This window comes from Streptomyces sp. NPDC049627 (assembly GCF_044465645.1).
Classification (GTDB): domain Bacteria; phylum Actinomycetota; class Actinomycetes; order Streptomycetales; family Streptomycetaceae; genus Streptomyces.
On record NZ_JBITLW010000001.1, the window covers coordinates 942,589 to 954,322 of the forward strand.

Genomic DNA, 11,734 nt, shown 5'->3' on the forward strand with positions numbered 1-11,734 from the left:
GTCGGGGCGGCACGCCCCCTACAGGAGATGCCATGTGGACCACCCCCATGAGTAAGACAGTTGCCCGAGGACTGCGCCGGGCCGGTGTGTCCCGCAGATGGTGGCTGCTGTTCTCCGTCGGCGTGGCCCTGGGTCTCGTCGGCTCCAGCAGCGCGGGAGCCGCCGGAGCAGGTCGCGACGGCTGAACCTGGGAACGCGGCCGGGACCGGTCAATGCTCGTGCTCGGCCGGCTGATGTCCGTGCTCATGCGGCTCGTAGCCGGGAATGGTCCCGTCCGCCTTCTTCACCAGGAACAACCCGACCATCCCCATGTCCGAGTGACTCTGCACATGGCAGTGGTACATCCACGCTCCCGCTCCGACCCCCTCCCCCGCGATCACCTGGAACCCGAACGAGTCCGCCGGGCCGACGATCTTGTTGTCGATGACCTGGCTGGGGTCGTCCGGCCCGGTGAGCATGCCCGTGCGGTTGTCGGCCCAGCGGTGACCGTGCAGATGGAAGGTGTGGTAGTACTCGCCGTGCGTGATCATCACGAACTCGACGCGATCGCCCACCGTCGCCTCGAAGTTCGGGCCGCTGTGCGCGGGTTTGTTGTTGATCAGCATGTCGTTGAAGACGATCGTGTGGGTGGCGTCCGGGAGGACGTCGCCCTTGCGCCGGACGATCACCGGCCCGTACAGGCCCTTGCGGATACCGCCGGTGCCGTGCTCGGTGCCGACGACGTGGTCGTGGTAGTGCCAGTACCCCGCGCTGCCCGCCCGCCAGGTGCCGTCCTTACGGCGGCCGGGGGTGTGGGTGCGCCAGGTGTAGGTGCGGGTGTCGCCGGGTTCGACGTCGCTCTTGTTCAACTTCGTGCCGTCGCTGGTGATTTCGTAGTCGAGCCCGTGGACGTGCAGGCTCACGGGCACGTCCATCGTGTTCTCGAACTCGACGTGCAGGGTGTCGCCCTCGTTGAGTTCGATCAGCGGCCCGGGGATGGTCGCCTTGCCCTTCTCGAGGCCGTAGCCCATCTGTCCGTCGGCGAGTTTCTCGGCGTACAGCGTGATGTGCCGGACCTCGCCGCCGGCCGGTGCGGTCCTCGCCGGTCCGTCGGCGCTGACGGCCTCGGGGGCGAGGGACAACGATGTCGCGACGGCCGTGCCGCCGAGCAGAACCCGTCGGTTGAAGCTGCGTCTGTCCATGCCGAACTCCCCACTCCGGTACGGGCTTTGAGACGGTAGCCCCACTCGACTCGTTTATCCACACCCTGGACAAAGTTCGCGCGATTACGGTCATAGGTATTGGCGAGTCATGCAAAGGGGTCTAACTTCCTTGGCGCTGTTGCTGTGACCGAGGAGGTGCCCATGCACTTACGAGGGTTGAGCACGAGAAGGAGAAGGAGACGCGCCTGGGCGGCCACCGTTGCCGCCGGGGTTGTCGCGGCAGGGCTGCTCTCCGGTCCCGCCGCCAGCGCGCGCCCGGCTCCGGACCCGCCCCTGACAACGATGTCCGTGAAGTCGCCGCCGGGCGGCGCGAACGTACGGGTGCTGATCTTCTACGGATCCGCGGCCGCAGGCGATGAGTCGCCGCTGGTGAACGCCGGGATCGAGGCGATCGAGAAGATCGGCCTGTCCGGCCCCGCCGACCAGCGCTTCAAGGTCGAGGCCACGAACGACGCCACGGTCTTCACCGACGAGACGACGCTCGGCCGCTTCAACGCGATCGTCTTCCTCACCGGCGGCGGCGATGTCCTGGACCCCGAGCAAGAGGCGGGCCTGGAGGCCTACATGGAGGCGGGCGGCGGTTTCGTCGGCATCCATGACGCGGCCCGCGCCGAGCCCTACTCGGACTGGTTCACCGGCCTCGTCGGCGCCCGCCCCGCGGCCGGCGGGCCGACGACCGCGCAGCGGGCCGTCGTCGAGGTCGGCGACCGGCTGCATCCGGCCACCAAGGAACTGCCGTTGCAGTGGAAGCGGCCGGACAAGTGGCTGAACTGGGTGAAGAACCCGTCCGGCACCGTGCATACGGTCGCCCGGGTACGGGAGTCGTCCTACCAGCCGGGGTCGAGCGCCAACGGCTGGGACCACCCGGTCAGTTGGTGCCGTGACTACGACGGCGGCCGCTCCTTCTACACCGGCATGGGCGGCACGGTGTCGTCGTACGACGAGACCGACTTCCGTACGCACCTGCGCGGTGCCCTGCTGTGGACGACCCGGCTCGTCCAGGCCGACTGCAAGGCCACCATCACCGGCAACTACAAGGCCGAACGCCTCACCCAGCCCAACCAGCCGGGCCGGAACGACCAGATCGGCGAGCCGCACGGCCTGGTCACCGCGCCCGACGGCCGCGTGCTGTACATCGGCCGGGGCGGCGCCGACTCCTCCCAGCCGGTGGTCACCGACTGGAACCACCCGGACGTCGGCAAGGGCAAGGGCGAGATCCACGTCTATGACCCGAAGACCAAGAAGGTCACGCTGGCCGGGGCGTTGACGGTCTTCGGCAACAAGGGCGGCGGCGACGAGCTGATCAAGGTGGAGGAGGGGCTGCTCGGCATCGAGCTCGACCCGCGCTTCGAGGAGAACGGCTGGGTGTATCTGCACTACACCCCGCACTCGCAGATCAACCGCGACACGCGGATGGCCGAGCGGCGCGTCTCCCGGTTCACGCTCGACCTCGCCACGAACAAGCTGGACCTGAGCAGTGAGAAGGTGCTGCTCAAGTGGCCGGTGCAGATCCACAGTTGCTGCCACGCGGGCGGCGGGATGACCTGGGACTCGAAGGGCAACCTGTACATCGCGACCGGCGACAACAACTCCAGCCGCTTCAGCGACGGTTACTCCGGCAACAACCCCCAGCCCGACTACAAGGGCGTGTCCTTCGCCGACGCCCGCCGCACCGCCGGCAACACCAACAACCTCAACGGCAAGATCCTGCGCATCCATCCCGAGCCGGACGGCACGTACACGATCCCGGCCGGGAACCTCTTCACCGGCAAGGAGACCGACGAGGGCGGCGGCAAGACACGCGGCGAGATCTATGTGATGGGGGTCAGGAACCCCGCTCGCATCTTCGTCGACAGGAAGACCGACATCCTGTACGCGGGCTGGGTGGGCCCGGACGCCTCGGCACCCTCCCCGACATGGGGCCCGGCCAAGTACGACACCTTCGCGGTCATCACCAAGGCGAGCAACCGGGGCTGGCCGTACTGCATGGGCAACAAGCAGCCGTACCGGGACCGCAATCTGCCGGATCCGACGAAGCCCCTGGGCTGGTACGACTGCGACCACCCGAAGAACGAGTCGCCGAACAACGACGGCCTCGTCAACCTCCCGCCGGTCACCGGCAACAACATCTGGTATTCGCCCCAGGGCGGCGCTCCCGACTTCCCGCGCGACGCGAACGGTGTCCCGTCGTACAAGCAGGAGGAGTCGAAGTACCTGCTGCCGTGGCTCAAGGGCGGCGGGCAGGCGGCGATGAACGGACCCGTCTACCGCTACGACACGGCGATCGCGAGTGACGTGAGGTGGCCGGCGTACTGGGACGGCAAGTGGTTCGTCGGCGACTTCTACGACGCCGACCAGCCGCGCAACGCGGTGATCACCGACCCGAAGACCCAGGGTGACGGCGGACTGCCGGTCCACTCGGAGTCGCTGAAGAAGATCGTGCCGGTCGGCAACGACGGCATCAAGAACCTCATGGACTGGAAGTTCGGTCCGGACGGTGCGCTGTACGTGCTCGACTACGGCCGCGGCTTCTTCACCTCGGACGCCAAGTCGGCGCTGTGGCGGGTCACTTACACGGGCGGCGGTCCGACCCCGGCCGCCGACCGGCTGGCGAGAGGAGGGGCCCGGTGATGCGCCGACGACGTCAACGAAGAGTCTGGACGGCCTTGTCGGCCGTGCTGCTCGTGATGCTGGGACTGCAGTCCGCGCCCGTCGCCGTCGGACAGCCCGACGCCCCGGCCGCGGCCGCCGCACAGGTGCTCACCTGGACCGCGGGCGACGACATCACCAAGTACGCGTCGGCGCCGGCGACCGCGGTGGCCGGTCAGGCGACGATCGTCTTCGAGAACAGCGCGGCGACCGGCAACACCACCGGAATGCCGCACACGCTGACGTTCGACACCTCCGATCCGGAGTTCAACAACGACGTCCAGCTGAACATCCTCGCCAACCCGAACGACGACCAGGGCGGCCGCCACACCGCGGAGGTCACGCTCACCCCCGGCCGCTACCGCTACTACTGCACGATCCCCGGGCACGGGCAGATGCAGGGCATCCTCGTGGTGACCGAGGGCAGCGGCGAGGACACGACGCCACCCGAGGCGTCGGCCCACGTCAGCGGGACGCAGAACACACAGGGGCAGTACGTCGGTTCGGCGAGCGTGGCGATCCACGCCACGGACGACCAGGGCGGTTCCGGAGTCGACCGCGTCGAGTACGCACTCGGCGACGCGGGCACCTGGCAGCCGTACACCACCCCGGTCGTGGTCGACCAGGTCGGCGACCACAAGGTCCGCTACCGCGCCTTCGACAAGGCGGGGAACGTCTCGGCGGAGAAGAGCGTCGCCTTCACGGTCGTCGCGCCGCAGACCGACGACACGACCCCGCCGGAGACGTCGGCGACGGTCAGCGGCGAGCAGAACCCCGACGGGACGTACATCGACATGGCGACGGTCACCGTCTCCGCCTCCGACACCGGTTCCGGCGTCAACACGATCGAGTACGCGATCGGCTCCGGCGCCTGGCAGCCGTACACCGCTCCCGTGATGGTGCACGCGGCCGGGACCCATACGGTGCGTTACCGGGCCGCCGACAAGGCGGGGAACGTCTCCGCCGAGAAGAGTGTGCAGTTCACGGTCGTGGCGGCGCCTCCGCAGGACACGACGCCGCCGGTGACGGGCGTGTCCGTCGAGGGCACGAAGAACTCCGACGGGGCGTACATCGGCAACGCCAAGGTGACCGTCACGGCGACCGACGCGGGCGGCTCGGGTGTCGACCGGATCGAGTACTCGATCGACGGCGGACCGTACATCGCATACAGCACTTCTGTGATCGTCGACCGCGCGGGCACGCACACCCTCGCCTACCGGGCGACGGACAAGGCGGGCAACACCTCCGCGGCCCGCACGGTGACCTTCACGGTGGTGTCCAGTCAGGTTCCGGCACCCAACTGCCCCGAGTTCGACGAGCGGTTGACGGTGATCGTCGGCACGGTCGACTCGGGCGTCCCGAACCGGCTCACCAACAGCCGGTGCCGGATCAACGAGTTGATCGAGGACGAGAAGGAGTGGACGTCCCAGGCGCTGTTCCTCAAGCACGTCACGGCGGTCCTGGACAAGCTCCTGAAGGAAGGGGTCGTCGACCAGCGCGAGCACAACGCCATCCGCAAGGCCGCGCGCGAGTCGGGGATCGGCAGGCCCGGCCAGACCGAGGGCTACCGCACGATCCTCGACGGCAGCGCGGAGTCCTTCGCCAAGTGGCAGCACGTGGGCGGCGGTTCGTTCGCGCCGAACGGCGACGGATCGATCACCAGCGGCACCGTGAAGCAGGGCCTGGGCATGCTGTGGTTCCCGGAGCGCAAGTACGGCGACTTCTCGCTCAAGCTCCAGTGGCGTGACGACGCCCCGGGCACCGGGAATGCCAACTCCGGTGTGTTCGTCCGCTTCCCGTGGGTCCACGACCACCCCGAGGAGTCGCGTCCCGAGTGGGTCGCCATCAAGTACGGGCACGAGGTGCAGGTGTTCGACCGGCCCGACGGCGACATGTACAAGACGGGCTCGGTCTACGGCTTCGACCGTGTGGGGCTCGCCGGTGCCGGCGTCACGCAGAAGGGGACCTGGAACGACTACGAGATCCGCGTGGTCGACCAGCACTACTCGGTCTACCGCAACGGCGTGCTGATCAATGAGTTCGACAACACCGCAGGCCAGGAGTTCTCCCCGCCCCGCTCGGACGACCCGGGCACGGACGGGCGGCGGTTCGCCTCCGGCTACATCGGGCTCCAGGTGCACGGCACGACGGATGTGATCTCGTACCGGGACATCCGGATCAAGGAGCTGTAGGTTCCGGGGGAGGCGCCTCCGACGGGGGCGTCTCCTTCTTCGGCGCCGCCTTCTTGGCCCGGCTCGGCTGGACCCGCTTGGGCTCCCCCGGCATCTTCGGGTACTCCGGCGGGTACGGCAGGTCGCCGAGGCCGTGGTCGCGTTCGTCCTTGTTGGCCAGCTCCAGCAGGGCCTCCAGGGAGAAGCGGTGCTCGTCCATGCCCGCGTGCACGTCGCCGAGTTCGGCGAAGCGCGCGGGCATCGTCGCGATGTCGAAGTCCCGCGGATTTGCCTCGCCGACCTCCTCCCAGCGCAGCGGTGCCGAGACCGGGGCGTGCGGGCGCGGTCGTACGGAATAGGCGGAGGCGATCGTGCGGTCGCGGGCCGTCTGGTTGTAGTCGATGAAGATGCGTTCGCCCCGCTCCTCCTTCCACCACTTGATGGTCACGTGATCCGGCATCCGGCGTTCCATCTCCCGGCCGATCGCGATCGCGGCCCGCCGCACCTGGGTGAAGGTCCAGCGCGGCTCGATGGGCACGAAGACGTGCAGCCCGCGTCCGCCGGACGTCTTCGGCCAGCCGCGCAGCCCGCCGAACTCCTCCAGCACGCCCCGTAGTTCATGGGCGGCGCGCACGGCGTCGGCGTAGTCCGTGCCGGGTTGCGGGTCGAGGTCGATGCGCAGTTCGTCGGGGCGGTCGACGTCGGCGCGGCGCACCGGCCAGGGGTGGAAGGTGAGGGTGCCGTACTGGGCGGCCCACAGGACGGCGGCCTCCTCGGTGGGGCACATCTCGTCGGCGCTGCGGCCGCTGGGGAAGGTGATGTGGGCGGTGGGGATCCAGTCGGGCATGTTCTTGGGCGCCCGCTTCTGGAAGAACCACTCGCCGGTCACGCCGTCCGGGTAGCGCTCCAGGGTGGTGGGGCGGTCGCGCAGGGCGCGCAGGATGCCGGGTCCTACGGCGATGTAGTACCGGGCGAGGTCCAGCTTGGTGAAGCCGCGCTCCGGGAAGAAGATCTTGCCCGGGTTGGACAGGCGCACGGTTCTGCCCCCGGCCTGAAGTTCCACCGCTTCGCCCATGCGAGCCACGGTAGGCGCAGCGGGCATACCTCGCACACCGGGCGGTCAGGGGCGTCTGCGGTGGCGATCGCCGAGGCTCATCCCAAGCACACGGGAAGTCCGACGGTGAGGAGGCAGTGGTCGGTGACCTGGTCTCCGCGCGGGCTCGACTGGCCGACCGTGGTCTTCGCGGCGTCCTGACGGGCGAACGGCGCGGCCACGGCGGATACGGCCGTCCCCACCCCTCCCGCCACGGCGATGACCAAGGCGACGCTGACCGTGCGCAGCGGCAGACGGTGCCTCTTCGGCCGGTCCAACCGCGTATTCATCTGCGTGTCCACCTGGATGTTCATGGGGACACCCTGCATGATCGTGCCGCACAGCGCTCCCTGAGCACCACTGATCGACTGAGGCGCTCAAGCGCGCGGACACCAGGGACGACTCGTACAGTCGGAGCATGGACCTGCCGGTGATGCCGCCCGTGAAGCCGATGCTCGCCAAGTCGGTCGCGAAGATCCCGCCGGGCATGCAGTACGAGGCGAAGTGGGACGGGTTCCGGGCGATCGTGTTCCGCGACGGGGACGAGGTCGAGCTGGGCAGCCGTACGGGAAAGCCGCTGACCAGGTACTTTCCCGAGCTGGTGGCGGGGCTGAAGGAGCGGTTGCCCGAGCGGTGCGTGCTGGACGGGGAGATCGTCATCGCGCGTGAGGGGCGGCTGGACTTCGACGCGCTGACCGAGCGCATCCATCCGGCCGACTCCCGGGTGCGGATGCTGGCCGAGAAGACCCCGGCGTCGTTCGTGGCCTTCGATCTGCTGGCGCTGGCGGACGAGTCGCTGATGCAGACCCCGCTGGCGGACCGGCGGGCATTGCTCACGATGGCGTTGTCCGGGGTGACGGCGCCGGTGCATGTGGCGCCGGCGACGACCGACATCGAGACGGCCGAGGGATGGTTCGAGCAGTACGAGGGGGCCGGTCTGGACGGGGTGATCGCCAAACCGCTCGGCCTGCGCTATCTCCAGGACGAGCGCGCCATGTTCAAGATCAAGCACGAGCGGACGGCGGACGTCGTCGTCGCGGGCTACCGGCTGCACAAGAGCGGGCCGGTCGTGGGCTCCCTGCTGCTCGGCCTGTACGACGACCGGGGCGCCCTGCAGCACGTGGGCGTGTCGGCGGCGTTCCCCATGAAGCGGCGCGCCGAGCTGGTCGAGGAGCTGGAGCCGCTGCGCATGGAGGAGGTCGCGGGGCATCCGTGGGCGGCCTGGTCCGACGAGGCGGCTCATGAGACGGCCCGGCTGCCGGGCGCGCCGAGCCGCTGGTCGGGCAAGAAGGACCTGTCCTGGGTGCCGCTGCGGCCGGAGCGGGTGGCGGAGGTGGCGTACGACCACATGGAGAACGGCGTGCGCTTCCGGCACACGGCGCGATTCCGCCGCTGGCGCCCGGACCGCACGCCCGAGAGCTGTACGTACGCGCAGTTGGAGGAGCCGGTCCGCTACGACCTGGCGGAGATCTTCGCACCGCAGGCCTGAGCCTCATGGGCTTCGAGCCCCGCGTCAGGGCTTCATCAGTACCTTGATCGCGCCCTCCTGCTTGCGCTGGAACATCTCGTACGCGTGCGGCGCGTCGCTCAGCGGCACGCGGTGGGTGGCGAAGTCGTCGACGCCCAGGGGGTCCTCGTCCGTCAGGTACGGCAGGATGTCGTCGGTCCAGCGGCGCACGTTGGCCTGGCCCATGCGGATCTGGATCTGCTTGTCGAACAGGGTCAGCAGCGGCAGCGGGTCGGCCGTGCCGCCGTACACGCCGGACAGTGAGATGGTGCCGCCGCGCCGTACCAGGTCGATGGCGGTATGGAGGGCGGCGAGCCGGTCGACGCTGAAGCGCTCGGCCATCGGGCCGCTCAGCTTGCGCGGCAGCAGGGCGGAGGTGTTCTGCACCAGGCGGGCCACCGCGCTGCCGTGGGCCTCGGTGCCGACCGCGTCGATCACGGCGTCGGGACCGCGGCCGTCGGTCTGGTCGCGAATCGCGGCGACGAGTTCCTTCTCGTCGTCGAAGGACCGCAGGTCGAACGTCTCGACGCCCCGCTCGCGCGCCCGCTGCAGCCGCTCGGGGACCAGGTCCACGCCGAACACCCGCCCGGCGCCCCGCACCTGGGCGATCCGGCAGGCCATGTCGCCGATGGGGCCGAGGCCGAGCACGGCGATGCTGCCGCCCTCGGGGATCTCGGCGTAGCGGACCGCCTGCCAGGCGGTGGGCAGGACGTCGGAGAGATAGACGAACCGGTCGTCGGGCGGCCCTTCCGGGATCTTGATCGGACCGAACTGCGCCTGCGGGACCCGCAGATACTCGGCCTGGGCGCCCGGCACGGAGCCGTACAGGCGGGTGTAGCCGAACAGGGCGGCGCCCATGCCCTCGCCGGTGACCTGGGTGGTCTCGCACTGGGTCGGCAGGCCGGTCAGGCACATCCAGCAGTCGCCGCAAGCGATCTGGAAGGGCACCACGACCCGGTCGCCGGCCTGCAGGTCCATCACCCCGGCGCCGACCTCCTCGACGATGCCGATCGGTTCGTGACCGAGGATGTCGCCCGGGGTCATGAACGGGGTGAGCACCTCGTAGAGATGCAGGTCGGAGCCGCACAGCCCGGTGGATGTGACACGGATGACCGCGTCCGTCGGCTCCTGGATCTGCGGGTCCGGCACGTTCTCCACGCGGACGTCCCGCTTGCCCTGCCAGGTCACTGCCCTCATCGCCCCGCGCTCCCTCCGTCACGTGTGCGTCCGCTCGTACGGTGGGCGCCGGGTACCCCGGCGCTCCCCCGCCGAACCGCCGGGCCGGGCCCCGGCACATCCCACGGGCCGGCCGTCCCGGGCATGGGCCGATCGGCGGATTCACGCACGCGGCAGGCACTCAAGGGGTATGTGCACCTATGAACTGATAAGCGCACAATTAGCGACACAGACCGGACGGGTGGTGGCGGGTGACCATGGTGGGCAGGAAACGAGGGGCGCGGCCGAGACGCGCCACGACGATGGCGGCGCTGGTGGCCGCCGTGCTGACCGCTTCCCTGGCGGCCGGCTGCACGACGTCCGACGGCGCGCGCGACGACGGCCGCGACGACGGCCGGGGCCAGGAGCAGCCATCGGCGCCGAGTGGGAGCACCAGCCCGGAGAACCGCGAATCGGTCCTCGCCGTGAAGATCGACAACGTCCGTGCCGCGCGGCCGCACACGGGTCTGAACGAGGCGGACATCGTGTACGTCGAGCAGGTCGAAGGCGGGCTCAGCCGTCTGATGGCCGTGTACGCGCAGAAGGTGCCGAAGGTCGTCGGGCCGGTGCGCAGCGCCCGCGAGACCGACTTGGAGCTGTTGCGCCAGTTCGAGCGGCCGATCCTCGCGTTCTCCGGGGCCCAGAGCAAGCTCCTGCCGCTCATCGACAAGGCACCGCTGCAGGCGGAGCCCCCGGGCAAGGGCTCCAGCGCCTACTTCCGCAGCACGACCAGGCGCTCCCCGCACAACCTCTACCTGCGACCCCGCCGGCTGATGCCCGTCGCCCCGGGCACGAACGTCCTGACGACCGGCTTCCTCTTCGGCGCCGCCCCCGCGGGCGGCAAGGCCACAGCCTTGCGGACGGTGAGCTTCGATGCGGCCCGGTACGCCTTCAGCTGGTCCAGGAGCCAGAACCGCTGGCTGATCACCATGGACGGCAAGGCCGCCATGACGACGGACAAGAAGCCGATGACGGCCGGGACGGTCGTCGTGCAGTACGTGAAGGTGCGCAAGTCCCCGTTCCATGACGCCACCGGCAAACACACCCCGTACAGCCAGACGGTGGGCTCGGGGAAGGCGACCGTGCTGCGCGACGGACTCGCCTACGACGGCGTGACCTGGAAGCGCCCGAAGGCCTCGGGCGGCACGACGTTCACCACCCGGGACGGCAAGCCGATGAAGTTCCAGCACGGCCAGGTGTGGGTCGTGCTGGCCCCGGCACGCTGAGCGTTCCGGGCGAAGAGCGGCCGACGGGCGCTCAGGGTTGTCCGACGAGGGGTTCCGCCGGGTTGCGGAGCCCCTCGGCCGCGTCCGCGACCCGGCGGATCAGGTCGAAGAACAGCGTCTGCTCGTCGGCGGAGAGGGGGGCGAGGAAGACCTGGTTCATACGGGCCGTGCGCACGGTCAGCTTCTTGTGCGTACGCAGTCCCTCGTCCGTGAGACGCAGCAGGAAGCGGCGGCCGTCCTGCGGGTCGCGGACCTTGTCGAGCAGCCCGCGGCGGCCGAGCCGGCTGATCACCTCGGCGATGGTGGACCGGTCGAGCCCGACCCGCTCCCCCACCGTCCGCTGGTCCAGGCCCGGTTCGGCGACAAGCGTGTTGAGGACGGCGAACTGGGGCGAGGTGATCTCCTCGGAGACCATCGTGTTCCAGAGCAGGTAGTGCGCCTGCTGGAGCCGCCGGGCCAGATGCCCGGGGTGGGTGGTGAGGTCCACGGCGGCCATGTGCACTCCTGAGGGGGTCAATTCATCCGTGCACTGAACGATACCCGCCGGGACCACATGTGTCTGCACGCCCGCACCCCCACCGATCTCGCCTTTCTCCAGGGCCTTGACGCTTCACCCCACAAGTGACAGCGTGAAGGAAACTTCACCGAAATGCTCAGTGCCCTGATTAACT

Annotated in this window: 10 protein-coding genes; 5 read left to right on the top strand and 5 right to left on the bottom strand. The window is 69.5% G+C overall.

Annotation, left to right across the window (positions count from 1 at the left end; all coding sequences use genetic code 11):
* Positions 1 to 47: 47 nt before the first annotated feature.
* Positions 48 to 185 carry a hypothetical protein gene (locus ACIBU0_RS04160; protein ID WP_398811300.1) on the top strand — a complete coding sequence of 46 codons (138 nt, stop codon included), beginning with the start codon at positions 48 to 50 and terminating at the stop codon, positions 183 to 185.
* Between the two features lie 24 nt (positions 186 to 209).
* Here ACIBU0_RS04160 and ACIBU0_RS04165 read toward each other — a convergent pair whose 3' ends face one another.
* Positions 210 to 1,181: a multicopper oxidase domain-containing protein gene (locus ACIBU0_RS04165; RefSeq protein WP_398811303.1), complete on the bottom strand. Its 972-nt coding sequence runs from the start codon at positions 1,179 to 1,181 to the stop codon at positions 210 to 212.
* Between the two features lie 162 nt (positions 1,182 to 1,343).
* Between ACIBU0_RS04165 and ACIBU0_RS04170 the strand changes: the two genes are divergently transcribed.
* Positions 1,344 to 3,833 (top strand): ThuA domain-containing protein, encoded by a 2,490-nt coding sequence (locus tag ACIBU0_RS04170; RefSeq protein WP_398811306.1) that lies wholly within the window; start codon positions 1,344 to 1,346, stop codon positions 3,831 to 3,833.
* Entirely contained in the window at positions 3,833 to 6,043 is a 2,211-nt protein-coding gene (locus ACIBU0_RS04175) for an OmpL47-type beta-barrel domain-containing protein (RefSeq protein WP_398811309.1), read from the top strand. The genes ACIBU0_RS04170 and ACIBU0_RS04175 overlap by 1 nt, the downstream gene beginning before the upstream one ends.
* On the opposite strand, the gene ligD is transcribed toward ACIBU0_RS04175, so the two are convergent.
* The gene (gene ligD, locus ACIBU0_RS04180; RefSeq protein WP_398811312.1) at positions 6,030 to 7,097 is read right to left on the bottom strand and encodes a non-homologous end-joining DNA ligase; all 1,068 of its coding nucleotides are present in this window, start codon (positions 7,095 to 7,097) and stop codon (positions 6,030 to 6,032) included. The genes ACIBU0_RS04175 and ligD overlap by 14 nt on opposite strands.
* Positions 7,098 to 7,174: 77 nt before the next feature.
* Complete coding sequence (locus ACIBU0_RS04185) at positions 7,175 to 7,429, bottom strand: hypothetical protein (protein WP_398811315.1); 255 nt, start codon at positions 7,427 to 7,429, stop codon at positions 7,175 to 7,177.
* A gap of 104 nt (positions 7,430 to 7,533) precedes the next feature.
* Between ACIBU0_RS04185 and ACIBU0_RS04190 the strand changes: the two genes are divergently transcribed.
* On the top strand, positions 7,534 to 8,604 hold the full coding sequence (locus ACIBU0_RS04190; RefSeq protein ID WP_398811317.1) for an ATP-dependent DNA ligase: 1,071 nt from the start codon (positions 7,534 to 7,536) through the stop codon (positions 8,602 to 8,604).
* A 24-nt stretch (positions 8,605 to 8,628) separates the two neighbouring features.
* Here ACIBU0_RS04190 and ACIBU0_RS04195 read toward each other — a convergent pair whose 3' ends face one another.
* Entirely contained in the window at positions 8,629 to 9,819 is a 1,191-nt protein-coding gene (locus ACIBU0_RS04195) for a zinc-dependent alcohol dehydrogenase (protein WP_398811320.1), read from the bottom strand.
* 236 nt (positions 9,820 to 10,055) lie between these two features.
* On the opposite strand from ACIBU0_RS04195, the gene ACIBU0_RS04200 reads away from it, so the two are divergent.
* Positions 10,056 to 11,063, top strand: coding sequence for a DUF3048 domain-containing protein (locus ACIBU0_RS04200; protein ID WP_398811323.1), 1,008 nt, complete (start codon positions 10,056 to 10,058; stop codon positions 11,061 to 11,063).
* A 31-nt stretch (positions 11,064 to 11,094) separates the two neighbouring features.
* Here ACIBU0_RS04200 and ACIBU0_RS04205 read toward each other — a convergent pair whose 3' ends face one another.
* On the bottom strand, positions 11,095 to 11,559 hold the full coding sequence (locus tag ACIBU0_RS04205; protein ID WP_398811326.1) for a MarR family winged helix-turn-helix transcriptional regulator: 465 nt from the start codon (positions 11,557 to 11,559) through the stop codon (positions 11,095 to 11,097).
* Between the last annotated feature and the right edge of the window lie 175 nt (positions 11,560 to 11,734).

Bases quoted from the DNA above. Each gene is read 5' to 3' on its own strand.
- ACIBU0_RS04160 (WP_398811300.1), top strand. From the start codon at position 48: ATGAGTAAGACAGTTGCCCGAGGACTGCGCCGGGCCGGTGTGTCCCGC.
- ACIBU0_RS04165 (WP_398811303.1), bottom strand. From the start codon at position 1,181: ATGGACAGACGCAGCTTCAACCGACGGGTTCTGCTCGGCGGCACGGCC.
- ACIBU0_RS04170 (WP_398811306.1), top strand. From the start codon at position 1,344: ATGCACTTACGAGGGTTGAGCACGAGAAGGAGAAGGAGACGCGCCTGG.
- ACIBU0_RS04175 (WP_398811309.1), top strand. From the start codon at position 3,833: ATGCGCCGACGACGTCAACGAAGAGTCTGGACGGCCTTGTCGGCCGTG.
- ligD (WP_398811312.1), bottom strand. From the start codon at position 7,097: ATGGGCGAAGCGGTGGAACTTCAGGCCGGGGGCAGAACCGTGCGCCTG.
- ACIBU0_RS04185 (WP_398811315.1), bottom strand. From the start codon at position 7,429: ATGAACATCCAGGTGGACACGCAGATGAATACGCGGTTGGACCGGCCG.
- ACIBU0_RS04190 (WP_398811317.1), top strand. From the start codon at position 7,534: ATGGACCTGCCGGTGATGCCGCCCGTGAAGCCGATGCTCGCCAAGTCG.
- ACIBU0_RS04195 (WP_398811320.1), bottom strand. From the start codon at position 9,819: ATGAGGGCAGTGACCTGGCAGGGCAAGCGGGACGTCCGCGTGGAGAAC.
- ACIBU0_RS04200 (WP_398811323.1), top strand. From the start codon at position 10,056: ATGGTGGGCAGGAAACGAGGGGCGCGGCCGAGACGCGCCACGACGATG.
- ACIBU0_RS04205 (WP_398811326.1), bottom strand. From the start codon at position 11,559: ATGGCCGCCGTGGACCTCACCACCCACCCCGGGCATCTGGCCCGGCGG.